The sequence below is a fragment of the Neobacillus vireti genome, assembly GCF_036962345.1.
Lineage (GTDB): Bacteria > Bacillota > Bacilli > Bacillales > Cytobacillaceae > Neobacillus > Neobacillus vireti_A.
This window is the reverse complement of sequence record NZ_JBALNB010000020.1, coordinates 21,818-45,171: the sequence shown is the minus strand read 5'-3', so window position 1 is coordinate 45,171 and position 23,354 is coordinate 21,818. Positions and strand designations below refer to the sequence as shown.

The 23,354-nt window shown below is 37.0% G+C and carries 25 protein-coding genes; 7 read left to right on the top strand and 18 right to left on the bottom strand.

Annotation, left to right across the window (positions count from 1 at the left end; translation table 11 throughout):
- Positions 1–121 precede the first annotated feature (121 nt).
- The gene (locus V7108_RS23555; protein ID WP_335517694.1) at positions 122–751 is read right to left on the bottom strand and encodes a phosphatase PAP2 family protein; all 630 of its coding nucleotides are present in this window, start codon (positions 749–751) and stop codon (positions 122–124) included.
- 136 nt (positions 752–887) lie between these two features.
- Between V7108_RS23555 and V7108_RS23550 the strand changes: the two genes are divergently transcribed.
- Positions 888–2,066 carry a M20 family metallopeptidase gene (locus V7108_RS23550; RefSeq protein ID WP_335569618.1) on the top strand — a complete coding sequence of 393 codons (1,179 nt, stop codon included), beginning with the start codon at positions 888–890 and terminating at the stop codon, positions 2,064–2,066.
- 20 nt (positions 2,067–2,086) lie between these two features.
- Here the strand turns inward: V7108_RS23550 and V7108_RS23545 are convergent, their stop codons facing one another.
- From V7108_RS23545 to V7108_RS23535, 3 genes are read right to left on the bottom strand one after another with little or no spacing between them, the layout of a single operon-like run.
- A complete protein-coding gene (locus V7108_RS23545) occupies positions 2,087–2,809 on the bottom strand; it encodes an EcsC family protein (protein WP_335517699.1) in 723 nt (240 codons plus the stop codon).
- A 48-nt stretch (positions 2,810–2,857) separates the two neighbouring features.
- On the bottom strand, positions 2,858–4,069 hold the full coding sequence (locus V7108_RS23540; RefSeq protein ID WP_335569617.1) for an ABC transporter permease: 1,212 nt from the start codon (positions 4,067–4,069) through the stop codon (positions 2,858–2,860).
- The gene (locus tag V7108_RS23535) at positions 4,062–4,802 is read right to left on the bottom strand and encodes an ABC transporter ATP-binding protein (protein ID WP_335517705.1); all 741 of its coding nucleotides are present in this window, start codon (positions 4,800–4,802) and stop codon (positions 4,062–4,064) included. Before V7108_RS23535 ends, V7108_RS23540 begins: the two co-directional genes overlap by 8 nt.
- Positions 4,803–5,383: 581 nt before the next feature.
- On the opposite strand from V7108_RS23535, the gene V7108_RS23530 reads away from it, so the two are divergent.
- Together V7108_RS23530 and V7108_RS23525 are read left to right on the top strand one after the other, a co-directional pair.
- Complete coding sequence (locus tag V7108_RS23530) at positions 5,384–5,803, top strand: HIT family protein (protein WP_335520165.1); 420 nt, start codon at positions 5,384–5,386, stop codon at positions 5,801–5,803.
- 138 nt (positions 5,804–5,941) lie between these two features.
- On the top strand, positions 5,942–6,469 hold the full coding sequence (locus V7108_RS23525) for a tryptophan transporter (protein ID WP_335520167.1): 528 nt from the start codon (positions 5,942–5,944) through the stop codon (positions 6,467–6,469).
- Positions 6,470–6,521: 52 nt separating this feature from the next.
- Here V7108_RS23525 and V7108_RS23520 read toward each other — a convergent pair whose 3' ends face one another.
- Complete coding sequence (locus V7108_RS23520) at positions 6,522–6,710, bottom strand: hypothetical protein (protein ID WP_335569616.1); 189 nt, start codon at positions 6,708–6,710, stop codon at positions 6,522–6,524.
- A gap of 251 nt (positions 6,711–6,961) precedes the next feature.
- On the opposite strand from V7108_RS23520, the gene V7108_RS23515 reads away from it, so the two are divergent.
- Positions 6,962–7,537 carry an HTH-type transcriptional regulator Hpr gene (locus V7108_RS23515; protein ID WP_335520170.1) on the top strand — a complete coding sequence of 192 codons (576 nt, stop codon included), beginning with the start codon at positions 6,962–6,964 and terminating at the stop codon, positions 7,535–7,537.
- Here the strand turns inward: V7108_RS23515 and V7108_RS23510 are convergent.
- Positions 7,534–7,878, bottom strand: coding sequence for a DUF1878 family protein (locus V7108_RS23510; RefSeq protein ID WP_335520173.1), 345 nt, complete (start codon positions 7,876–7,878; stop codon positions 7,534–7,536). The genes V7108_RS23515 and V7108_RS23510 overlap by 4 nt on opposite strands.
- A 223-nt stretch (positions 7,879–8,101) precedes the next feature.
- On the opposite strand from V7108_RS23510, the gene V7108_RS23505 reads away from it, so the two are divergent.
- The gene (locus V7108_RS23505; RefSeq protein ID WP_335569615.1) at positions 8,102–8,281 is read left to right on the top strand and encodes a hypothetical protein; all 180 of its coding nucleotides are present in this window, start codon (positions 8,102–8,104) and stop codon (positions 8,279–8,281) included.
- Positions 8,282–8,354: 73 nt separating this feature from the next.
- Here V7108_RS23505 and V7108_RS23500 read toward each other — a convergent pair whose 3' ends face one another.
- Together V7108_RS23500 and V7108_RS23495 are read right to left on the bottom strand one after the other, a co-directional pair.
- The gene (locus V7108_RS23500) at positions 8,355–8,441 is read right to left on the bottom strand and encodes a YjcZ family sporulation protein (protein WP_335512118.1); all 87 of its coding nucleotides are present in this window, start codon (positions 8,439–8,441) and stop codon (positions 8,355–8,357) included.
- 60 nt (positions 8,442–8,501) lie between these two features.
- Entirely contained in the window at positions 8,502–8,591 is a 90-nt protein-coding gene (locus V7108_RS23495; RefSeq protein ID WP_335512113.1) for a YjcZ family sporulation protein, read from the bottom strand.
- Between the two features lie 334 nt (positions 8,592–8,925).
- Between V7108_RS23495 and V7108_RS23490 the strand changes: the two genes are divergently transcribed.
- The gene (locus V7108_RS23490; RefSeq protein ID WP_335512111.1) at positions 8,926–9,789 is read left to right on the top strand and encodes a peptidylprolyl isomerase; all 864 of its coding nucleotides are present in this window, start codon (positions 8,926–8,928) and stop codon (positions 9,787–9,789) included.
- Positions 9,790–9,841: 52 nt separating this feature from the next.
- Here the strand turns inward: V7108_RS23490 and V7108_RS23485 are convergent, their stop codons facing one another.
- The 6 genes from V7108_RS23485 to V7108_RS23460 all read right to left on the bottom strand — a co-directional run bounded on the left by V7108_RS23485 (position 9,842) and on the right by V7108_RS23460 (position 17,628).
- Complete coding sequence (locus tag V7108_RS23485) at positions 9,842–10,030, bottom strand: sporulation YhaL family protein (protein ID WP_335512110.1); 189 nt, start codon at positions 10,028–10,030, stop codon at positions 9,842–9,844.
- 114 nt (positions 10,031–10,144) lie between these two features.
- Complete coding sequence (yhaM, locus tag V7108_RS23480) at positions 10,145–11,089, bottom strand: 3'-5' exoribonuclease YhaM (RefSeq protein ID WP_335512108.1); 945 nt, start codon at positions 11,087–11,089, stop codon at positions 10,145–10,147.
- A gap of 40 nt (positions 11,090–11,129) precedes the next feature.
- A complete protein-coding gene (locus V7108_RS23475; protein WP_335569614.1) occupies positions 11,130–14,132 on the bottom strand; it encodes an ATP-binding protein in 3,003 nt (1,000 codons plus the stop codon).
- 16 nt (positions 14,133–14,148) lie between these two features.
- On the bottom strand, positions 14,149–15,369 hold the full coding sequence (locus V7108_RS23470; RefSeq protein WP_335512104.1) for a metallophosphoesterase family protein: 1,221 nt from the start codon (positions 15,367–15,369) through the stop codon (positions 14,149–14,151).
- A gap of 113 nt (positions 15,370–15,482) precedes the next feature.
- Positions 15,483–16,736, bottom strand: coding sequence for an ABC transporter permease (locus V7108_RS23465; RefSeq protein WP_335512102.1), 1,254 nt, complete (start codon positions 16,734–16,736; stop codon positions 15,483–15,485).
- The gene (locus tag V7108_RS23460) at positions 16,729–17,628 is read right to left on the bottom strand and encodes an ABC transporter ATP-binding protein (RefSeq protein WP_335569613.1); all 900 of its coding nucleotides are present in this window, start codon (positions 17,626–17,628) and stop codon (positions 16,729–16,731) included. The genes V7108_RS23465 and V7108_RS23460 overlap by 8 nt, the downstream gene beginning before the upstream one ends.
- A gap of 117 nt (positions 17,629–17,745) precedes the next feature.
- Between V7108_RS23460 and V7108_RS23455 the strand changes: the two genes are divergently transcribed.
- Positions 17,746–17,931, top strand: a complete 186-nt coding sequence (locus V7108_RS23455; RefSeq protein WP_283864138.1) for a YhzD family protein — start codon at positions 17,746–17,748, stop codon at positions 17,929–17,931.
- Positions 17,932–17,982: 51 nt separating this feature from the next.
- On the opposite strand, the gene V7108_RS23450 is transcribed toward V7108_RS23455, so the two are convergent.
- The 4 genes from V7108_RS23450 to V7108_RS23435 form a co-directional block, all read right to left on the bottom strand.
- Positions 17,983–18,774, bottom strand: a complete 792-nt coding sequence (locus V7108_RS23450; RefSeq protein WP_335512097.1) for an enoyl-CoA hydratase — start codon at positions 18,772–18,774, stop codon at positions 17,983–17,985.
- A 186-nt stretch (positions 18,775–18,960) separates the two neighbouring features.
- Positions 18,961–20,577 carry a long-chain fatty acid--CoA ligase gene (locus V7108_RS23445; RefSeq protein WP_335512095.1) on the bottom strand — a complete coding sequence of 539 codons (1,617 nt, stop codon included), beginning with the start codon at positions 20,575–20,577 and terminating at the stop codon, positions 18,961–18,963.
- A 130-nt stretch (positions 20,578–20,707) separates the two neighbouring features.
- On the bottom strand, positions 20,708–22,219 hold the full coding sequence (locus V7108_RS23440) for a coproporphyrinogen III oxidase (protein WP_335512093.1): 1,512 nt from the start codon (positions 22,217–22,219) through the stop codon (positions 20,708–20,710).
- 168 nt (positions 22,220–22,387) lie between these two features.
- The gene (locus tag V7108_RS23435; RefSeq protein ID WP_335512091.1) at positions 22,388–23,257 is read right to left on the bottom strand and encodes a Cof-type HAD-IIB family hydrolase; all 870 of its coding nucleotides are present in this window, start codon (positions 23,255–23,257) and stop codon (positions 22,388–22,390) included.
- Positions 23,258–23,354 lie beyond the last annotated feature (97 nt).

Here is a 23,354-nt window from a genome sequence, read left to right as displayed (position 1 = left end):
AGGATGAAGGACAAATCAGAAGATTCTTCAACGAGTTTTGTCCTTCATAAAGTATTTTTGGAAAATAATCAACATCAATCTTTAACAAAGCCAATTTAAAAAGAGGCATGCAGCCTCTTTTTTATTTTCTATTTAATCTCTTCTTAAAGTAAGTGTAAATATAAATGGACAACATCAACCAAACATAACCAAAGGCAAATCCGCCAATGACATCGGTCGGGTAATGTACTTGAAGAATGACACGACTTGCACCAATCAGCAATAGTAACAATACAGTGATGGTCACAACCATTCTTTTAGCAGACGCAGAATTCAGCCCTTCAATCACCAGGTACGCAATAAAGAAATAAAACGTTAATCCCACCATGGCATGTCCACTAGGAAAGCTTAAACTATCCACATGTGCTAAGTGTTCGAGCTCAGGTCTTGGACGTGCAATCCACTCCTTTAAAAGCTTGTTCACTTCATTTCCTAGCGCAGTTGAAAGTGCAATAGCTGCTGCTCCCAAAAAGTGCCGTTTTATTAACAATAACCACACTAATACAACCAATGCAACAATTCCAATCCCCTTTTTATCCCCTAACTCAGTCAACAGGAGAAAAAATGGGTTTAAGCTGTCAGGTACATAGGCAAATAAGTCCGCGAGTCTTTCATCTACCCAAAAAGTTTCGTTTGCAGCCACTTTCATAGAAATATAAATTGATATAATAATTGCTAGAAATAACAATATGTAGGTACTTTTACTTTTCATAAGCCTTAAGTAATCCTTTCTTTAATAAAATACTTTAAAATTATAATGGTAATATAGATAAAAATCTACTTTATAGTAAAAAGGTGTTAAAATAGTTTGAAAATACGATTTATTTTATGGTCAGGGGGTTAATAAAATGATAAATCAATTGTTTGCAAAATTAGAAGATTACTATGAAGAAATGGTTTCGATCCGCAGGTTTATGCATCAGCACCCAGAACTGTCCTTTCAAGAATATAACACAGCCCAGTTTGTAAAGGAGTTCTACGAAAACCTTGGAATAGCTGTAAAAGGTAATGTAGGGGGTAACGGGGTCGTAGCAAGAATTAATGGGAAACTTCCCGGTAAAACAGTTGCCCTCAGGGCAGATTTTGATGCACTTCCTATTCAGGATGAAAAAGAAGTACCATATAAATCATTAGTCCCTGGAGTCATGCATGCATGTGGACATGATGGTCATACTGCAACCCTTCTCGTGTTAGCCAAGGTATTAAATGAGTTGAAGGATGAGCTCAAAGGAAATTACGTCTTTATCCACCAGCACGCTGAGGAATATGCACCAGGCGGGGCGGTCACAATGATTGAAGATGGTTGTCTAGATGGTGTGGATGTCATTTTTGGAACTCATTTATGGGCAAGTGAACCGACCGGTACCATCCAATATCGAACAGGTCCCATTATGGCGGCAGCTGATCGTTTTGAAATTGAAATTCAAGGTAAAGGCGGGCATGGAGCTCAGCCACATAAGACAAAGGATGCCATCGTCACGGCTTCCCAGCTTGTTATCAATCTACAGCAAATCGTCAGCCGGAAGGTAAACCCTGTTGAATCTGCGGTCGTCACAGTTGGCTCATTTTTAGCTGATAATGCCTTTAACGTGATTGCAGATAAGGCGAAGATTATTGGAACCGTCCGTACCTTCAACGATGAAGTTCGCCAGTTCATAGAAGAAGAAATTGATAGAATTATCAAGGGCACTTGCTATCTTTCTGATAGCACGTATAACTATTTGTTTGAAAGAGGTTATCCAGCAGTAGTTAACCATGCAAAAGAAACAGAATTTCTTAAAGCTTCTGCTAGGGAAATTCCCGAGATAATCCATATTGAAGAATCGGAACCGCAAATGGGTGGAGAGGATTTTTCTTATTACTTAAAGAAAGTACCGGGCACCTTCTTTTTTACTGGTGCAAAGCCGCCTGGTAAAGACTCATCCTACCCCCACCACCATCCAAAATTTGATATTGATGAAAAGGCAATGTTAATTGCTGCCAAAACACTTGGTACTGCAGCCATTCGGATTCACCAATCTGAGTAAAAATAAAGCCCCTGACATTATTAAAGTTCAGGGGCCTTTTTAAGTATTCTTAACCGATAGGCATTCATTGCAGTCTCGCCCAAATGTTTTAGCAGATTGTTATTGGCATAAGCGCCAACGAAGGCACCGATACCCGGCACTAGCTGGAACATCTTTACCAGATCAATATAGTCTCTGTATTCTTGTTGAAATTTTCGCCAATCCATTTCAACAAGGGATTGCTTTCTCTTCTCCCAGTTTTCGATTTCAGATAATGTTTCTCGACGAATCTCATCACTTGAAAATGCCAACTGGAAGATATGGAGAATAAATAGCCGTTCTTCAAATTCTTTCGTGTTAAATCCATATATAGCAGCCGCTTCAAAGAGAAATTTCATTTTAATCGATAGAAGTAAAGGAAAATCAGCAAGGCCAAGCAGAATTCCACCTGCTCCCGTCCCTGCCCCTTCAACCAGTGCAGTTTTCTGAAAGACAGCCGTTTTTTTTCGCATTAATTCATCTCGTTCTGCTAGTGTTAATCCAGCAGCTTGATTTTTGTTGGTCGTTAATTGCGAACCAAATAATGTTGTTTTGACCATACCCTTAATGCTTTCAGTCATCATGTTATGGACTTTTTCAGGGATCATTTCATTTATTTTGCCTTGAGCTTTTTTAGATATTCGATTCATCATCCCAGAACGTCTTGTTAATTTTCTTTTCCAGTCTTCTACTTCGTCATATACTTTTAACTCATATTCATTCATGCTTCACTCCCCCTCAGCAAAAAGATATTAGTTTTTTTAAAAATACATTCATGCTTTTAGTCTTTTCTTACTATAAAAATGAACAAATAAATAACTAAACAGCAGTCCTGTCAGGAGGATGATTCCCGTAAACATCCATTGCCCTTTTATCAATAGAACCAAGGCAAACACGGAGGTTTGAATGAAAAGAATGTTCCTAAGAATCGTATGGAAAGCCTCAGTTTTATATGTTTGAGAAACTGGATATAAGTCAATCCAAAGCTTGTTTTGGTGATGATACCATAATGGTAAAAGCTGGAATCCAGTTAAATAAAGAAACAAAAGAGAGAAAACTAATTGCCCTGCTCCAAAGGAGATAAAATACAGTGCAATTGCACCAATGACCGTTAATCGAATAAACAGTCCTAAATAATCTGATGACCTCAAGAATGTCCTAGCAAATAAATAAAGATACGTATTATTTTGCGTAAAGGAAATCGAATGAATAAACAAGTCCAGCCATTTTCTTCTTTTCACTGTATCCTTTAATTTCGGTACATCTGTAAATAAATTGGCTAACCGATAAAAGGAAGCCATCCGTTTCTCTTCTTGAGCTATAAGCAAATCCCACTTCAATCCCATTTTCTTCGTTTTACTATTAAAGGAGAAATAATAAAACGCCAAAATGAATGCAAATATCAATAAAAATAAAATATTTGCATTGCTAAAAAGTAAAAAGGTAAATAAAACATTTATGAAATAGCGGACAAACATGTCCCAAATATAAACTGAAGGCTGCACATAGTAGTGAATCCTCCAATTGACTGCAATATTCCAGGCTTTCATAATCAACAAGGCCAGGAAGAAAATAAAAAATGATTGAAATCCGTTTACGCTCACATGTGCGTACAATGGCATCAATACAGCAAGGAACATTAATAAAATATATCCTTGAAAGACTAGACTAATCAACCCAGAGCGTAAAAAGTATCCTTTTAACCTTGATTCGAGTGGAATTAAAAATACTTGGTCTGCTTCTAATAAAAAAGTATATACAGGGCTGTGGGTTAAAATAATTCCTAATATCAATGCAATAATAATCTCAGCAGGAAAATTTAGTGATAATGTTTTTATCCAATTTTGGTAATAAAATGCAGCTGTACCAATTAAAAATAGCAGGACGACCATCAAATGGCCATTTAATATATATCGAAGATAAACGCCAAATTCTTTTAAACGATGGACTGCCCTGTCTTTCCAGAGCTTCTTATCATCAAACATAATTCTCTTCCTTCGTTAATTGGATATATAAATCATCTAATGAAGCAGCTGGCATCGCGAATTGTTTACGGAGTTCGTTAAGCGTACCTTTTGCACGAACTTTCCCCTCATGAAGAATAACGAAGCGATCACAGTATTTTTCTGCTGTGGAAAGAATATGAGTTGACATTAAGATTCCTGCACCGTTATCTTTCATTTTTTTCATTAAATCAAGCAGCGATTGAATTCCTAGCGGGTCTAATCCAACAAATGGCTCATCAACAATGTAAAGTGAGGGCTGTACCAAAAAAGCACACATAATCATTACCTTTTGTTTCATCCCTTTTGAAAAATGTGCCGGGAACCATTTCATTCTTTTTTCCATACGAAACTCAGCTAATAACCTCTCTATTCTTGTTTCATATGTAGTTTTATCTAATCCATACGCCATAGCCGTTAAAGTTAAATGCTCTTCAAGGGTAAGTTCCTCGTATAACACTGGTGTCTCGGGAACAAAGGTAAACATTTTCCGGTAAACTTCTTTATCTTCATGAATGGAACGTCCCTTTATCTTCACATTGCCCCGATGAGGCTCCATTAAACCGATAATATGTTTAATGGTGGTACTTTTCCCTGCACCGTTTAAACCGATTAATCCCACCAATTCTTTTTCATTCACTTCAAATGTTACGTCTTTAAGTACAGGATTCCTTGTGTATCCACCTGTTAGGTCTTCAATCGATAATAAAGACATGTGTAAGTCCCTCCATATCATAATTACCTTACATTTTACCAAATCACCTTTGATAAAAATAGGATTTCAAATTCTTATTACTTTTTTGTATATTTCTGTTCAAACGGGTTATCATAATATTCGAAGGGGAAACACCTACTCGATGAAGTGATTCATCAAAAATTTGAAATGAGGTGTCTGTCAAAGACATTTTACTTTTCAAACACGCAGATTCTAAACGTTTCAAATAAGGGGATGGTTGTTTTGCACAAGTTGCCTGGTAACCATTTAGAGTTCATGTAACACCAGCTATTTATTAAAAAAATAAATGAGGTGTTTACGGCAGATTATCATCCGTTTTTATAAGTTGAAAAATACTTTAAAAACAACATAGGGGATGGTCAGCTTGAACAATGATTACTCTTTATAAAAAACACTAAATTGTCAAATGAGGTGTTTATCAAAGGTAATTCCCGAATGAACGTATAGTTTGAAGCAATTCCCCTTCGAGAGGACAGGATTCCATGCGGATCCTGTCTTTCTTTTTTATTGTCATTTAATATGGTAAAATACGGATTAAAATAAAGGAAGGGGCTTTTAAAATGAGTGATTGTATTTTTTGTAAAATCGTGACAGGGGACATCCCAGCAGCAAAAGTATTTGAAAATGAACATGTCTTAGCCTTTCTAGATATTAGTCAAGTAACAAAAGGACATACTCTCGTTATCCCTAAAGTACATAAAGAGAATGTTTTTGAACTCACTCCTGATATCGCTAAAAACCTTTTCGAAGCTGTACCTGCAATAGCCAATGCACTAAAGAAGGAATATCATCCGCTTGGTTTAAACCTTGTGAATAACAATGGCGAGGCAGCCGGGCAAACTGTTTATCATTTCCATATGCATTTAATTCCGCGCTATGGACAAGGGGACGGATTTGGGGCCGTTTGGAAATCCAATACGAGTGATTATACATCTCAAACGTTAAAAGAAATGGCAGAAAATATTAGCAAGCATTTATAAAGGATAATAAATTATCTGAAAATTACTTCTTTATTATTTTGATATTCCTGTGCTATAATGATAACAAGTTTTTCGCTGTAGACATTTAGCGTACTACAGGAGAGGCAAATAGCTAGTTTAGCAGAGGAGAGATAAGAAATGAATACAAAGAATCTAGTAGTCCTATCACTTTTAGCAGGAATTGGTGTTGTTTTGCATACCGTAATGCCAGCATTTCTAACCATTAAACCAGACATGATGCTGGCTATGATGTTTTTAGGAATTATTCTTATTCCAGAAATAAAGAGTGTTATGCTTTTATCAATTGTAACTGGAGGATTATCTGCCCTTACAACGGGATTTCCTGGCGGCCAGCTTCCTAATATCATTGATAAGCCAATAACAGCCTTAATATTTTTTGGATTATTTTTGGCATTAAAGCAATACCGTAATTCTATTATTAGTGTTGCTGTCCTAACTGCTATTGGGACGTTAGTTTCTGGCTCCATCTTTTTAGGATCAGCAAATTTAATTGTAGGCTTGCCAGGTCCTTTCACAGCACTATTTGCTGCAGGTGTTTTACCCGCAATTGCGCTGAATACAATTGTTATGGTTATTTTGTATCCAGTTGCTCTTTCAGTTGCTAAAAGAACGAAGCCGTCAACGTCTATCACCATTTCAAAATAAGAAGCAGAAAAAGAACCGAAAAGGTTCTTTTCTGCTATAAACGTAGTAACAATCAAATGCTTGATAACAGAATGGACAGAATTAAAAAAAGTGCTCCACCCCCAGCTAATGAAGAAGCCCGTTTTTTTAATACTTGCTTAGGTGGATAAAATCCGGGTCTTTTTAAAGATAGAATATTACAAATAGCGCTGGCAAAGAGCAATAGACTTAACAAAAAAAGAATGGTTATCACGCTTTTCATATACAACCCCCTTATGAATACCAAAGCTGCTACTACGATTTATATGATATAGTGTCCTTCCCTATGTTTTTCTATATGGAATATTCAAAAAGTTGGAATTATTAAGGGAAAAAAAGTAAAATAAAAAAGAAATACTTTTTCAAGTAGAAAAAATCATAATTTCTAAAAATTTTGTGAATTTATATCTTTATTAATTTTTATTTTATTGGCATAATGTTAATAGAGAAATAAAAAAGTAGGTGAAATTGGGGATGTCGGAGAAACAGTATTCAATGAAAGAAGCGATGCTATTTAGCCAAAGGATTGCACAATTGAGTAAAGCTTTGTGGAAATCAATTGAGAAGGATTGGCAGCAATGGATTAAGCCTTATGATTTAAATATTAATGAACATCATATCCTTTGGATCGCATACCATTTAAATGGGGCTTCAATTTCGGATGTGGCAAAGTTTGGGGTCATGCATGTCTCAACAGCGTTTAATTTTTCAAAAAAGTTAGAAGAAAGAGGTTTGCTAACATTTTCAAAGAAAGAGAACGACAAACGGAATACGTATATTCAACTCACCCCTCAAGGTGAAGATATCTTTCTGCGAATAATGGAATCCTATCATCCAACAGGTAATGCTGCGTATACAGGTGCATTGCCATTAAGAGATCTGTATGGGAAGTTTCCCGATATTATTGAAATGATGGCAATTGTTCGTAATATATATGGTGATGATTTCATGGAAATCTTTGAACGTTCTTTTCATAATATTGAAACAGAATTTAATGAAGATGATGGTAAACTTAAGAAGACAGAGAAAACAGAACAAGAACTCTCTTAGTCATTGAGGCATTTATTAAACTCTAGAAAAAGAGTTTCGTAAAGGTGCTGCCTTAAACATGATTGAACAACTTCTTTCGCGTCAAGTTCTGCTGGCAATGAATTTAAAAACTCGATGAAAAGCGGATGAAAATGGATAAAACCTTCCGCTTTTTGTTTTTCCATTTTTTTGTTCAAATCCTCACAAATCTCATTAAATGCCTGCACTTCCTGTTCTGATATCCCCTTCTCAATTACCAATCTATAAAAATCAAGGTTGGGGGCAGCTAACATTTTTAACAGCAACTTTTGATGATATTCAAGAAGTTGCACTCGAGATTGTAGTTCAACTAATTTATCCATTTACTTTGACCTCCTGACTCTTGTTCTAAATTATCATACGTTCATTATTTACCTTTTCAAGCTGGAAATAAACCTTTTTGTTCAAATAGTTTTGCAGCATTGTTTATTTTAAATTAATAAAAATTCATTTACTACTTTTCTACCATTCTTTTTAACTATCTTTTTCTGTAAATTTTTGATAATGTAATAAGCATATAAACGAACATCAGGGAGGGAATCGTTGATGATCTCCGTATTTATTGTTTTCGCCATCTTTATTTTGTTTTATGTTAACAAAATGACTAATTCCCTTTGTATTCAAAAGGATATTCCAGAGGAACGTCAGCATAAAGTATTTCGCACAATAAATATATTAGTCACCATATTACTGATTTCATCCTATGTAGAAATTTTGTATACATAGGTTTACCATCATGTAATTCTGTCTGAACAAAAAATAAGAGCGATGAGAAAATTCTCATCGCTTTTTATTCAGCTTATAGCCAAGATGCTCCAATAATGATTAGCAAGATGAAAAGGACTACAATTAACGCAAATCCCCCACCGTGGAATGTTCCAGACACACAATCCTCCCCTTCCTTAAACGGTTAAAGCTGTTGTCTGCATCAGATGTTATACATTTATTAAAACCAAGATGCTCCAACAATAATCAATTGAATGAATAGGACTACAATCAATGCAAATCCTGCTCCGTATCCGTGTCCACCACTCATCGTAATACGGCTCCTTTATTACTTACTACGATATACTATTCAAGCTTTATTCATTTCGTCTAGGCTCTTACCTTATTTCTTAGGAAAAAGTCCAATTTTTTCTTTCTGGGTGTTTATCTAATAAGGATAACAGCTTAGTCAAGGGGCAGATGAATAGGTTTTTAGTTATTTCTTAGATATTATCGTATGTATCAATTCCGTATTAGCTTTAGGTAAATGCCCAAAATTTACGAAACAAATACGCAGAATTTTTTTTGCAGTGGTAAGCAATTATGTTATAGTATAGTTTGTGGACAAAAACCCACAAGAATTTACTGTTTAGGAGAGGTTCCTCATGAAAAAATGGATGTTAGCCCTTACATTAGCTGGCGGGGTTATTGCCTTAAGTGCATGTAATCAGAGCGGCAGTTCTACTGTGGCAGAAAGCAAGGCTGGAGATATTACACAGGAAGAACTTTATGAAGCTATGAAGGAAAAGGTGGGTGCACAAGCATTACAACAGCTTGTATATGAAAAAGTCCTTTCCGACAAATACGAAGTAACCGATAAAGAACTGGATGCGAAGGTTGCGGAATTAAAGGAGCAGCTAGGTGAAAATTTCGATGCTGCACTTGCACAATACGGCTATCAGAATGAAGATGACTTTAAAGAAACCATGAAACTTGGTATGTTGCAAGAAAAAGCTGCTATGAAGGCAATAAAAGTAACGGATAAAGAAGTTAAGGAATACTACGATAACTATAAGCCTGAAATAAAGGCTCGTCATATTCTTGTTGAGGATGAGGCAACAGCAAATGAAGTGAAGCAAAAGCTTGATGCGGGCGAAAAATTCGAAGATGTAAGTAACACTTACTCTACGGATGAGGCTGCTAAAGCAAATGGCGGCGACCTAGGCTGGTTTGGTCCAGGAGCTATGGTTCCGGAGTTTGAAGAAGCTGCTTATGCGCTTAAAAAGGATGAAATCAGTGGCCCTGTTCAGACATCACATGGTTACCATATTATTCAAGTAACTGACAAAAAAGAGAAAAAACCATTTGAAGAAATGAAAGGCCAAATGGAAAAAGAATTAAAACAATCAAAACTAACGAATGAAAAAGTAAACGAAATCATGCAGAAAGAAATTAAAGACGCAGATGTAAAAATAAGTGACAAAGACTTAAAGAACGCACTTAATCCTGCTGCTGCAGCACAACAATAACAATTAATAACATAAATTAAAGTAAGAAGGGACATTGCATCCCTTCTTATTTTTATTCTGCCGTGACTCTTTCTCCCTCACGTCTTTCTTTTTCTGCTTCAAGTCGCGTTAAATATATTTCTCCTTCTTTTTCGATATTTTCCATTTCCAATAAGCGTTCTTCCCTGCCTGTTTTGATCGCCATTAACGCACTAATAACAATACCAACCACAACTGCATATACCCAAATAGGAATAGTCAATTTACATTTGCTCCCTTCATTAGCGGTTGTCCACTTTTTACTTAAACATATTCGATTAAAAGCTAAATATTCATCCTACAAGCAAAAAAAATAACCCCGCAGGAGGGTTATCTATTATTTATGAAATACAGGCTTATAGAATGAACGATTATCTAAAGCAAATACTCGTTCAGTGAATTCACCCGGTTTTACACGTTCTAACGCACGGTCAAGCATGTTCATTTTTGCATCGAGATTATCAATATAATGGAGAATTTCAGCTTCTTTAATGAGCGGCGGCTTCGGGCTGCCCCACTCCGCTTTTCCGTGATGGCTTAAAACAAGGTGCTGGAGGATTAATACTTCTTCACCCGCTATCCCGAGTTCTTCAGCAGCTTTCCCTATCTCATTTACCATAATCGTAATGTGACCAAGCAAGTTTCCTTCGACCGTATACACGGTTGAAAGGGGACCTGATAGTTCTACTACTTTGCCCATGTCATGCAAGATAACACCTGCATAAAGCAAGTCTTTATCAAGGCTAGGGTAAAGTGTGGCAATAGATTTAGCTAAATCTAGCATGCTGACAACATGGTATGCCAATCCAGAGACAAACTCATGGTGATTTTTCGTTGCAGCCGGATATTCCAAGAAAGCCTTATTATGTTTCTTCAATAAATGGCGAGTAATTCTCTGGATGTTCGGATTTTTCATTTCAAAAATATATTGTGTCAGTTTGCCAGTCATGTCTTCTCGACTTAATGGAGCTGTCTCAATGAAGTCTTCCAATTTAACGATGTCACTTGGTCCTGTTCTGCGAATCTGTCTAATCTTCAACTGGTTTTTCCCGCGATAATTATGAGTGTCCCCAATAATCTTAACGATTTTTTGCGCCGTATAGTTCTTTTCATCCTCTTCATTGGCGTCCCAGAGTTTCGCTTCTATTTCACCACTTTGATCTTGCAGGATAAGTGTTAAAAACGGCTTTCCATTACTAGCGATTCCTTTTGTGGCACTTTTTATAAGTAAGTACAAATCTACCTGTACGCCTGTATCATAATCTAGGATTCCTTTATTCATCTTTCTCTCCCCTTCCCCGATAGTAAAAGTATAACATTGTCTATGAAATTACTTCGACATGATCTTTATGAAGATGTTGAATATTTTCAGTTTGAAAATGTGGAAGCAAATGTTTGTGACAGGTAAAAAATAAAATTTGGTTCGTTTTTAATGTGGTCAAAAGCTCTATGATCTTTTTGGTTCGGTTCTCATCAAAGTTCACAAAACTATCATCGATGATTATAGGAAAGTGATACTTTTCATATAATGTAGCAGCAAGCGCCAATCTAATAGAAACGTATACTTGCTCTGTAGTTGCTTGACTTAACTCATTTGCTTCAAATAACGTATAGTCACTTCTTTCAATAAGAAAACCTGTTCCTGACTTTTGCAAATGTATACGGTGATACTGTTCCTCAGTTAGAAAATACAGGTATTCCTCTGCCTTTGCCAGCATTCTTGGTAGATGAGCATTTTTATACTTCTCAACCGTTTGTGATAAAATGTTCTGTGCTATGCAGTAAACAGACCAATCTTTGGCTGCGTCTTCTAATTCAAATTTTTTCTGTTTAAAGATATGAAGCAGCTCAGAATAAGATCCTCCCTCTTCAAGGACTTGAATCTGGTAGTTAATCGCAGCTTGTTCTTTTTGCAGTTCAGCTAATTTTGATGATAAGGCTTTTATTTTATCATGATACTGGCTTATTTGTTCATCCACATTATGGATATGTAATAATCTTTCCTGCTCTTTTCCTGTTAGGACCGAGTATTGTAACTGTTTCTTTATATCCGCAAGCCTTTCAATTAGCTTGATTTTCTTTTCAACTTTCCTGCCCAGCTCATAGAATGCCTCTTCATCTACTACATTGGCTTCTTGAAGAAGTTTTTTCCTTTCCAAGATTAGATGTGCTTGCTCCTGCTTCATTTGTTTAAGATCTGCTTCGAAATCCTCAAGCTTTTCTTTCTTCTCTTGACTCTTTATAAGCCTTCCATGTTCTTCCTTTAATTTATCCCGCAGTAAGAAGGCGGTTTTTGCCAAATCATTTCCATGATCAGCTATATATTCTTTTGAGTAAAATGCAAGTCTTTCAGTAATCTTTGACTGTTCAAGGTTGATATTTTCCAATCTTATGAGCAGATGCCTTTTTTCTCTTCCAACTAATTTATATTGTTCAATCAGCTGAAATGCTTCAAGGAAAAACGAATTGGCAATGTATTCAGGGATATTAAGCTCCTTGCTGAGTTTCAATAGCAATTCTTTATTTTCTGCTTCTTCACTTTCCCACTCTTCAAATTTCCGGATTACCTTTTCATATTGGGTTTGCTGCTGCTCAAGCTTTACTTTTAACAGCTGAAGCTTCTCTCTTAGGAGTTGATCCTGATTCAATTTCTCTTGGATGGCTGAGATGTTACTATTTTTAAAAGACCCAAGTTTTTGAATTAACTGTTTTTCCTTTTCTAACAATTGACTTAGCACCTGGCTGATGTCAGTTTCATTTTTAGGATTACGACGATTCCCCAGAAAAGCACCAATGAGGATGCTGCCTAATATTCCCATAACCAATAGTATCCATTGCTGACTATATAATCCGTAAAAGGCTAGCAACAGTAAAAGCACACCGATTACAAGAAATTGTATTTGCTTTTGTTTATGAATTTTTGCAAAAGCTTTTTTTTCTTGCTCATTTGAATGTTGATAATACTCCATTTTGTCTTGGACAGCTTTTAATTCAAGTTCAACTTTTCCTTTTTCTCTCTCTTCAGTAACTAACTTTTCAAGTCTTGCTCTTTCTTGAACTGCTATCACTTTCGTTTCGGCCTTGTGAACTTTTTCTTCTAGTTCCTCCAGCACGTTTTGCTCCTCGCGAAATTTCTCCTCAAGCTCCTGTTTTACTTCCGAAAGCTTTTGCTTTTTTCGAGAAACCTGCTCAACTTGATTTTTCATATAAATATTTGTATTAATGGCAAATATTTCTTCTTCATTCAAAGGTAAGTGCAGTCTTTCGTTAATATTCGAGATTTTATCTTCTAAATCAACTAATTTTAATTCACATTGTTGTTTTTCTAAAGTCAATTGTTCGTAAATGGGAATCTGGTTTAAAGCAGCAAGCAACTGTGACTCGTGTTCAAGAAATTGCTTATCTGGCTTAATCGCTGCAATTTCATTTCTTAATTGCATCACTCTTTCCATTAAACCAGAAATCTGAGCATTATATGGATAGATAAGCTGATTTAACTTTTCTATTCGCTCAACACCTCTAGCAGGAAATGGAATATCCCCTAACGACACAATTTCATTATTGATCCATCTCTCCTCTTTAACGAGTGAATGAATTTTCTGCCATTCATTTAATTTATCTACCTCACCCTTTAGCTCCAGAAGAGAATGACTTATATTCTTTATTTCTGTATTAATTTTTTCTTTATCTGTAATTAACTTCTCGTATTCTTGATTTTTAGCTGCTGCTTTAGTAAGTTCACTGTTAAGTTCATGAACGGCTTTTAGTTTTTCATTTATCACTGGCTTCTTGCCGCTTGGTTTAAAACGGGCCTCTAATTCCTTTTGAAGCTCTGCCTCAGTCTTTGCTAATCGTTCTGTTCCGAGTGTACCAGTAGAAAATAAAAATCTGCCTAGTTCTTCGCCCTTCATTTGGTGGATGTTTTGCAGCCCATGGATATTAAATGAAAAAATGGCTTGGTACAACCCTTTATCCATATTTCCAAGTAATTGTTTAAGCAGTTCCTCATTACCAGTCGTTCCATCCTCTAGCGTTACCGTAACATCTCCGAGAGCCTTACCTCTTATCCTCTCAACCGTTACAAGTCCATGTCCATCAAAGAATATCCTAAGCTTTCCACCATAACTTGACCCATTTTTGGGCTCATAGCGAAGTTCCGAAGATTGTTTTGTTGGGAACCCAAATAATATGCCATGAAGAAATGCCATGATAGTGGATTTCCCTGCTTCATTTTCACCATAGAACACTTGAAAGTCGGACAAATTTTTTATTTCTATGTTATTTAAATGACCAAAGCCATATATGTGTATCTCTTGGATTTTCAACCTTTCCTCTCACCTCCTACTGATATAAAAGCCCAATTAATAGTCTTTCAGCCTTTTCTACTAATTCTTTCTGCTCACTTTCTGTTAAGCCTTTTAAATATTTTCTGCCGCTTTGATGATGTTCATATAATGGCGCTATTGCAGATTCTACATTTTGATAGTTATCTATGGCTGCAAAAAGCTCTGTATAAAAATCCGCTTCATTCATTAGATGTTTTCTATCATGCTCAAGGTTTTGCTGTATGAGTAAGTCAACGATCCAAACAAATGATTGTTCCTCATTTTCATAGTCTAGAAGTAAATCAAGCAGCTCAGTGTCTAAGATTTTTTTCTCGTGACTATCCTCCAAATGAACATTTTTTAGATTCAAGGTTAACAGAGTTCCCCTTCCTGTTTTCCGGAAACGTTCAATCGTAACTTGGCATAATTGCAAGACTTCTTGAAAAGTATGTGCAGAAGCTGCATCGACAGACACTTCTTCCCATACTACATCGGAAGTTTCAATAAATTTAATATTAGCTTCTACTTCATTTAAACAAACATGGTAACAGCCTTTTATCCCAATTTCCTTCCTATTTCGGCCTTGAAGGTTTCCTGGATAGATAATAGGTGGATTTTCAGATAATATTGTGCGTTTATGAATATGACCTAAAGCCCAATAATCAAATTGTTTCTCCATAAGGTCCTTGATTGAGAAGGGAGCGTAATTATCATGCTCCGTCCGACCTCCTTCATTCCCATGAAGCAGTCCAATATGGAAATCCGCGGGCTCGATTTTGTGATAGTCATCGATCCGTTTTTCTAGGATATGTCGCTGTAAATAGCTGAAGCCGTATATATGGACCTTTTCACCGCGTTTTGTATGTAATACCTTCATTTCAACATCACTTCCAAAAAAGTGGACATTTGAAGGCATATCTAGATGAACCCATGAACCATTTAAGTGGTCATGGTTACCGTGTATAATATAAACAGGAATTTCCTTTTGTAAAAGCTTCTTCATTTCATTACGGAAGCGAGATTGAGCCCGTAAGCTTCTGTCTTCACCATCGAATAAATCTCCTGCGACGACAACAAAATCAACGTTGTGATCAATAGCTGCTGCTGTTAGTTTTTTTAAAGCTGCAAACGTACTCTCTCTCACTCTTGAAAGGATGGCAGCAGGTAAATTCTTCAAGCCTACCATCGGACTGTCCAAGTGCAGGTCAGCTGCGTGTATAAATGATATCTGTTTCATAGAATTTCCTTTCAGTGAGTTTTCCTTCATTGTAGCATCCTAAAAAACCGAATGCACGTTCTGGATGAAATTTTTTAAAAAAGCTTTGCCAATTTTGACAAAGCCTCGTGCTTTTATTCTTTTTTTGTTAATTGCAGCGCCTTTTTTATATCTTTGAAAGAATTTGATTTCCCATACATAAGGACTCCCCCACGATAAACACGAGCACCAAATACTGCTAAGAAGGCAATCGTGCCTACTAGGACCGCAATCCCTAATGCAGCCTCCCAAACTGGAATATTCAGCATTCCGACTCGTAAAAACATAATCATTGGGGTGAAAAATGGTATATAGGATGTAATGACGATAAAAGGTGAATCCGGCTTTCCAAGACCAAACATGGCAATCATAAATCCGGCTACCACGAGTAATGTCATAGGAGTAATCATTTGTTGAACATCTTCAATTCTACTGACCAGTGAACCCAAAAAGGCGGCAAGGGTCGCATAGAGGAAATAACCTAGGATAAAGAAAATAACAGCATAGGCAATTGTTGATAAAGATGTATTCCCAAATCCAAATGCATCAAAAAAGCCGCCTTCTAGAGAAGATAAATTCCTTTTTATCGAGAAGTAACCTACAGATAAAAGTACTGCGAGCTGAGTTAAACTTAATAAACCAATACCGAGTATCTTTGCAAACATCTGTTTAATCGGTGATACACTGGATATCAAGATTTCCATCACTCTCGAAGACTTTTCTGTAGCCACTTCCATTGCAATCATATTGGCATACATGATCACTGCAAAATAGATGATGAACAGCAGGACATAAACAAGTCCTCTAGCCTGATTTAATTCTTCTTCTGTTTTGGCATTTTCTTCAAGAGCCGTTTTCTCGAAGGAAACGGGTTCATAGAGTTGCTGGAGCTGCTCTTGTGTTAAGTTGATTTTTGAAGCTGCCAGCGCCGTTTTCATTTGCTGAAGCCCAGTTTGAAGATCGGTAGATAACGTTGAATCTGCTACACTCATCGCTTTATAAGTAGCTTCAGGCAATTGGTCTTGGTCGTAACGCAGCTCGACAACCCCTGTATATTTGCCTTCTTCTACAGCCTTTTCAGCCTCTTTTTCCGTACCGTTAAACTCAGTCAGCTCCAGGTTTTTATTTAAAACGTTCATTTGTTCTTTAAGCGGTGCATATAGCTGACCTGTTTCATCTAACACAGCAACCTTTTCTTTATCACTGCCTTTATCAAAAACCTCAATGATTGAGCTCATGTTGGTCAAACCTAAAGTGATGACTACGGTCAACAAGGTTGTGATCAAAAATGACTTTGTTTTTAATTTACTGAAATACGTATGGAATAAAATAATCCAAAACTTATTCATATGAATCACCTACTTTCTCGATAAAAATATCATTTAAAGAAGGTTCTTCCAGGTCAAATTTCCGAATGAATCCTTTGTTTACTATATCCTTAAGTATTTTTTCTGCAATGTATTCTCCCTCAATTTGGAGATGGATTCCCTCTGAAGTAGACCTTGACTTAACCACACCGGAGAAATTTTTTAGCGAATCCAATGGAAAATCGGCATGAATCACTAAATTCTTCTTACCAAATGCACGTTTGATTTCTTTTAATGAACCATGTACAACCGGAGATCCTTTATGCATAATACAAAGGTGCTCACACATCTCTTCCACATGGTGCATCTGGTGGCTTGAAAAAACAATGGTCGTTCCATTTTCCTTTAGTGAGAGCACAGCCTCTTTGAGCATTTCAACATTAACAGGATCCAAACCGCTGAAAGGCTCATCAAGAATTAATAATTTTGGTTTATGTATGACCGCGGCAATGAACTGAATTTTTTGTTGGTTTCCTTTTGAGAGCTCTTCTACTTTTTTATTTTCATACTCAGGGACTTTAAATCTCTCCAGCCAGAATTTCAATTCGGAGACTGCCTCGCTTTTTGGCATTCCTCTTAATCTTGCCAAGTAAACGATTTGGTCGCTAACCTTTAATTTTGGGTATAAACCTCTTTCTTCTGGAAGGTAGCCAACTAAATGGCTGGTTGAATAATTAATCGGCTTGTCGTCCCAAGTAATTCGTCCGCCGCTAGCATCCAGCAGTCCTAAGATCATTCGAAACGTTGTTGTCTTCCCGGCACCGTTGGCCCCTAAAAAGCCAAACATTTCTTTTTCAGGTATAACGATGGATAAATCCTTAACGGCCGTAAAGTCGCCGAATCGTTTTGTTACATGGTCAAGTTTTAATACCATACAAATTCCCCCTTCAGAATTTACTATACGTTATTCATCTGGTAAAGTTTCACTTTTGCAAAATACCAAGAATTATGGGAATATTATAATATTAACAGGTATTTAGGAGGAGTAAAAATGAAAACTTACAAGTTAACTGCATTTGAAGCAAATGGAGAAAAAATAGTTGATGAAGCCATTCAAGCTGAACATGATGAGGCAGCAAAGGAATTGGCTGAAAAATTATTAGCTGAAAAGAATTTACTAGAGAAAACACATCGTTTCACATCACCAAGCGGGAAACTATTATTGTTCCATTCCTAGTCTTTTAAAAAGAAAAAAGAAGCGATTTCGCTTCTTTTTTCTCTATTTTATTTATTTTCCAATAAATTTTGCTGGTCTCTTTTCTATAAATGCCCGCATTCCTTCTTGGTGGTCGAATGTTCGACGCATATTTAGCTGACCATGCTTTTCTAGTTCTAATAGTTTTAATAGCTGCGGCCGATTCATGTCAGCTAGTATTTTTTTTGTTTTAATCATCGCCTGCACGGGACGGCTAAGCCATTCAGATAGTCTAGCTTCTAGGACATCTTGCAAATCTCCAGCAGCCACCTCCTGAATTAACCCCATTTCTAAGGCTTCCTGTGCATTCATCATTTTCCCTTCCCAAATTACCTGTTTTGCCTTAATTTCTCCCAATCTTTTTTCTAAAAAGAAATGGGAACCCCCATCTGGTATTAAACCAATTCCAATAAAATTCATGGCCAGTTTGCTGGTATTGTCGGCTATAATGTGATCAGTAGCCAGCGCAAGACTGAATCCAAGGCCTGCAGCTGGACCATTTACAACACTAATAGTCAGTTTTGGAATACTATAAAGTGTAATAATTAATTCACTAATAGAATCCATTACCGGGAAGAATTCGCTTTCACTCAATTCAGAAAGCATGGTTTTAATATCTCCGCCTGCTGAGAACGCTCTGCCGCTTCCTGTTAACACTACAACATCGATGTCATCTGATTCAGCAATTTCTTTAAGCTTGCTGACTAATCCCCTGATCATGTCACCATCAATTGCATTTAACGCTTCCGGCCTATTCATTTCAACGGTTGCAACCCGGCCGTTTACCCTCACTTTTACCTTATCCGTTACAAAATTGATTGTCACCCCAAACGCCTCCCATTCCTTTACTCACTTCCATTATAGCTTGAATTGATGTGATAAAGAATAAATTTTCATAATATATGGAATTTTCACTATGAAGGTTTATGAAACTTTCATACTACAAAAAGGACAAAGAGAGTATTCTCTTTGTCTTTGACGAAATGCAGTGCAGTTCAATGCCTCACCAACCTACTTCCTTAACATTTCATTTTGCACCTGTTCACGTAAGTTCATCTTTAAAAACTTTCCAACTGATGTCTTTGGTATTTCGTCCATAAATAAGATTTCATCTGGAAGCCACCATTTGGCAAACTGCGGTTGTAAAAATTCTATTAACTCTTCTTTTGTCACCTTATCTTTATATGCTTCCTTTAACACCACACATGCTACAGGTCTCTCCTGCCACTGTTCATGCGGGACAGCCACTACTGCCGCTTCAAACACAGCTTCATGGGCCATTAAAGCATTTTCTAAATCGACAGAAGAAATCCATTCACCACCGCTTTTAATTAAGTCTTTGGTACGATCGACGATTTTTACAAACCCTTCCTCGTCAATCGTCACAACATCTCCTGTATGAAGCCAGCCGTCCTGAAATGCCTCCAAAGTTCGCTCATCTTTATAATACTCTGATGCAATCCAAGGGCCCTTGATGCATAATTCTCCCATTTCTTTTCCATCCCAAGCAACTTCGCCAGTCATGCCGATAACTTTAATGCTTAAGCCCGGAACTAGAACCCCTTGCTTTGCTCTTATTTCTAGTCTTTCTTCATAATCTAAATTTTCTTGATAGCTTTTTAATGTTGAAATAACTACGAGCGGACTTGTTTCGGTCATACCATACGCATGCAGGAATGGAATGTTGTGCCGTTGTTCAAAAGCCTTAATCATCCCTTTTGGAGCTGCAGAGCCGCCGCAAAGCACGCCTCTTAAACTGCTAAGGTCATAAGAGCACTCATCAACTTCTTTTAACAACCCCAGCCAAATGGTTGGGACACCCGCCGTAATGGTTACTCTTTCACTTTCAATAAGCTCTGCAATTAGTTTTGGTGTAAAATATGGTCCCGGCAGCACTAGGGATGTGCCAAACCATACTGCAGCAAAGGGCATTCCCCATGCATTGGCATGAAACATTGGTACGACTGGTAATGCAATATCTCTTTCACTCATTGCCGCACTGTCTGCCAGACCTAACGCCATACTATGGAGAAAAATCCCTCTATGAGAATAGACGACTCCTTTTGGATTGCCCGTTGTCGCAGAGGTATAACACATACCAGCAGGGTCATTTTCTTCTATGTCTTCAGGATAGTTAAAATTCGGATTCGCTTCAGCTAATAAATCTTCATAATGATAGATTGGTGAAAGTGTGGTTTCAGGGAGTACCTTGTCATCTGTCATAATCACATAAGCCTTAACGCTTTTTAGCTCAGATGCACATTTTTCAAGTAATGGAATCAAATCAGGATCTACTAAGAGGATACTATCTTCTGCATGATTAATAATGTAGGAAATATGCTGCGGAGCAAGACGAATGTTGATCGTATGAAGGACAGCACCGATACACGGTATTGCAAAATATGCCTCTAGATGACGATGATGGTTCCATGCAAGTGTTCCTACTCTATCACCTTTTTCTATTCCTAGCTTTTTAAGACTATCTGCCAGTCTCCTAGTTCTTTCACCGATTTGCTCGTAGGTCATTCGATGCATACCGCTTGCAGTTCTGGAGATTACCTGTTTTTTAGGAAAATACTTTTCCGCTCTTTCCATCATCTGTGTCATTGTTAAAGGCGTTTGCATCATTGCTAAATCCCTCCATTAATGATAACGTTCTCAAATCATGTTATTCTTTTGTCCTATAAAATATTCGTCATGATTATGACAACCCCTTTATAAAGAACGAAAAATTCGCAAAAAAATCTCCTGCCTTTTATTAAGCAGGAGATCCTTTTTCTGAGAAGATTTCATCTAATATTTTTATTTTTTGCTCTGTATACGTTTCAAAGCTTTCATTATATGTTTTTGGATCTTTTGGATTCGCAAACTGAGTGATTTTCCCTGTTAATGGGTCGATGAATTTACTGGCTGCTCCGCATCCAAGCCCAATAATGGTCTGCTGCTCCTCCATAATCATGATATTATAAATACTTTCTTGATTCGGAAACGCATACCCGACATTCTCAAGATTGCCAAGAATGTTTTTTTGCCGATAGAGATAATAGGGCACATAACCGTGACTATCTGTCCACTCTGTTGCCAATTTCATCATTTGCTCTACTTCATCACGATCTGCTACTTTATATTTTTCTTTATTTTTCGTCATCTCCGAGGCGCGTTTGAACGATAACGTATGGACCGTTAATGATTCTGGCATCAGCTTTTCGGTTTCTGAAAGTGAATGTGTAAATTCAGGCATCCCCTCACCTGGAAGACCAATAATAAGATCCATATTAATATTGTTCATGCCCATTTCTCTTGCCAAATGATATTTATCAATGGTTTCCTTAACACTGTGATGGCGCCCAATCGCTTTTAATGTTTCCTGCGTATACGACTGTGGATTAATACTGATTCTGTCTATTTTCCATTTCTTTAATACCGATAATTTCTCAGGGGTAATCGTATCCGGACGTCCTGCCTCGACTGTAATCTCACGGATATTCTCAACGTCTGGGAACGAAGTATACATCTCTTCGTACAGCATATCCATTTCTTCTGCCGTAATACTTGTAGGTGTCCCTCCCCCAAAGTAAACGGTAGTAATTCGTACACCTTTTGCGTTCAGCCATTCACCAATTTTCTTCATTTCAAAATGCAGCCCGCCTAAGAAAGAATCGACAGATCCTTGTCTGCCGTTTATTGCATAGGCCGGGAATGTACAATATGCACATTTTGTCGGGCAAAAAGGAATACCGATGTATATACTAACCTCTTTTTGAAGGGAATAAAGATCAGGAACAACCGCCAGCTGTCTGTCGACAATCTGCTGCATAAGCTGTATTTTTTCATCGGTAATCAGGTAATCATCCTTTAATTGCTGGTGAGCAATTTCTTGGGGAATCGCTTCTTGAACTTTACGATGTAAAAGCTTTGTTGGTCTAATCCCTGTTAAAATCCCCCACTTCTGAGTAATTCCTGTCCAATTTTGCAATAATGTTACATACACATGGGCAACGGCATTTTTTATCTGCTTAAAATACTCCTTCTCTGTTTGAAAAGGCTGCACTGCTTTTTGATAATCGTTTGAAAAGGTTTTGCCCTCTGTATCAAGTAACTCAGCACAAACATGAATAAATTTATCTTCATTTATATTAAATTTTATGGTTAAATCAGCCTTATTGTCTAAAACCTTTACAATCTCTGTTTCTTCAAAAAACAGATTTGCAATCAGCGTTAATTGACGATTTAACCTTTCGTCGTCTAACCCAATAATCGAAATTCTCATTAGAACCACTCTTTCAAATAGCTGTATTCTTAAAATAGTTTTAAAAATCTTAAACGCCTTAAATAAACTTCTTTAAGTGTACATAATCACCAAAATAAGGTCAATACAGTGGAAATCATTCACAAAACCTAAAAGACATCACCGTATGTGACGATGATGCCCGCTTAATTACTTTTTAATAATATTCATTTTTCTTAAAAACTCAATTGGCTGCTGTTTTCTGAAGTGCTCTTTCACCATATAGGCGACACCATGCTCATTTTTCGATCTAGTTACCCAGTCCGCTGCTCTTTTTACCTCAAATTCTGCATTAGACATTGCCACACCTAGACCAGCAGCCTGAATGGCTGGAATATCATCTAATCCATCTCCAATTACAACCATTTCCTTTAACTTGATGCCAAGATGACTGCCTAGAAAGGTCAAGCCATTTAGCTTCGAAACTCCTGCAGGGACGATATCTAACCGTAAACGATCTAATTGAATGGTGTTTATTTCAGTAAACATCTTATCCATTGCTTCTTTTGCGTCCTCCAAATCACTCTCCTCTTCAAAATAAACCTCAATTTTCGGAGGAGTAACGGGCTGATCATGTAAATACTCACTTAGTGATCCAACAAACTGCTGAGAATAAAAAACAGGATCCCCCGATGTAAATACGGTTTTCGCTAGCAAATTGTTATTTAATTTCAGCCTATTTGCTAAAGAAAATTGTTCATGGACTAACCTGATTTGACAAGGCATTCCTTCTAAGAAACGAACGGTATCATAGGTAATATTCTCGTGAATTCTTTCAACATAATTCTGTTTATCCTGGACATTTGCAATAACCGCACCTTGGTGCGTAATAAGCGGGTTTTTTATTTTTAATGCCCTTGCAACCTTCTTGGCTGAGGGAAAACTTCTAGATGTCATAAGCGTTACATAAATTCCCTTTTGCTGAACATACTCAATGGCTTCCTTCGTTGACTTATGAATTTTTCCATTACTTTGCAAGAGAGTTCCATCAATATTTAATGCAAGCAAACGATAAATCATGACGCTGCCCCCTGTTCTTGGTGAAGTTACCCTTATATCACTTTTATGATTTTTTCACCACAGATAGAACAAGGTCAAATAGAAAAGAAAAAACTTC

Excerpts from the sequence above, each read along its gene's own strand:
- V7108_RS23555 (WP_335517694.1), bottom strand. The coding sequence starts at position 751 with ATGAAAAGTAAAAGTACCTACATATTGTTATTTCTAGCAATTATTATA.
- V7108_RS23550 (WP_335569618.1), top strand. The coding sequence starts at position 888 with ATGATAAATCAATTGTTTGCAAAATTAGAAGATTACTATGAAGAAATG.
- V7108_RS23545 (WP_335517699.1), bottom strand. The coding sequence starts at position 2,809 with ATGAATGAATATGAGTTAAAAGTATATGACGAAGTAGAAGACTGGAAA.
- V7108_RS23540 (WP_335569617.1), bottom strand. The coding sequence starts at position 4,069 with ATGTTTGATGATAAGAAGCTCTGGAAAGACAGGGCAGTCCATCGTTTA.
- V7108_RS23535 (WP_335517705.1), bottom strand. The coding sequence starts at position 4,802 with ATGTCTTTATTATCGATTGAAGACCTAACAGGTGGATACACAAGGAAT.
- V7108_RS23530 (WP_335520165.1), top strand. The coding sequence starts at position 5,384 with ATGAGTGATTGTATTTTTTGTAAAATCGTGACAGGGGACATCCCAGCA.
- V7108_RS23525 (WP_335520167.1), top strand. The coding sequence starts at position 5,942 with ATGAATACAAAGAATCTAGTAGTCCTATCACTTTTAGCAGGAATTGGT.
- V7108_RS23520 (WP_335569616.1), bottom strand. The coding sequence starts at position 6,710 with ATGAAAAGCGTGATAACCATTCTTTTTTTGTTAAGTCTATTGCTCTTT.
- V7108_RS23515 (WP_335520170.1), top strand. The coding sequence starts at position 6,962 with ATGTCGGAGAAACAGTATTCAATGAAAGAAGCGATGCTATTTAGCCAA.
- V7108_RS23510 (WP_335520173.1), bottom strand. The coding sequence starts at position 7,878 with ATGGATAAATTAGTTGAACTACAATCTCGAGTGCAACTTCTTGAATAT.
- V7108_RS23505 (WP_335569615.1), top strand. The coding sequence starts at position 8,102 with ATGATCTCCGTATTTATTGTTTTCGCCATCTTTATTTTGTTTTATGTT.
- V7108_RS23495 (WP_335512113.1), bottom strand. The coding sequence starts at position 8,591 with ATGAGTGGTGGACACGGATACGGAGCAGGATTTGCATTGATTGTAGTC.
- V7108_RS23490 (WP_335512111.1), top strand. The coding sequence starts at position 8,926 with ATGAAAAAATGGATGTTAGCCCTTACATTAGCTGGCGGGGTTATTGCC.
- yhaM (WP_335512108.1), bottom strand. The coding sequence starts at position 11,089 with ATGAATAAAGGAATCCTAGATTATGATACAGGCGTACAGGTAGATTTG.
- V7108_RS23470 (WP_335512104.1), bottom strand. The coding sequence starts at position 15,369 with ATGAAACAGATATCATTTATACACGCAGCTGACCTGCACTTGGACAGT.
- V7108_RS23465 (WP_335512102.1), bottom strand. The coding sequence starts at position 16,736 with ATGAATAAGTTTTGGATTATTTTATTCCATACGTATTTCAGTAAATTA.
- V7108_RS23460 (WP_335569613.1), bottom strand. The coding sequence starts at position 17,628 with ATGGTATTAAAACTTGACCATGTAACAAAACGATTCGGCGACTTTACG.
- V7108_RS23455 (WP_283864138.1), top strand. The coding sequence starts at position 17,746 with ATGAAAACTTACAAGTTAACTGCATTTGAAGCAAATGGAGAAAAAATA.
- V7108_RS23445 (WP_335512095.1), bottom strand. The coding sequence starts at position 20,577 with ATGATGCAAACGCCTTTAACAATGACACAGATGATGGAAAGAGCGGAA.
- V7108_RS23440 (WP_335512093.1), bottom strand. The coding sequence starts at position 22,219 with ATGAGAATTTCGATTATTGGGTTAGACGACGAAAGGTTAAATCGTCAA.
- V7108_RS23435 (WP_335512091.1), bottom strand. The coding sequence starts at position 23,257 with ATGATTTATCGTTTGCTTGCATTAAATATTGATGGAACTCTCTTGCAA.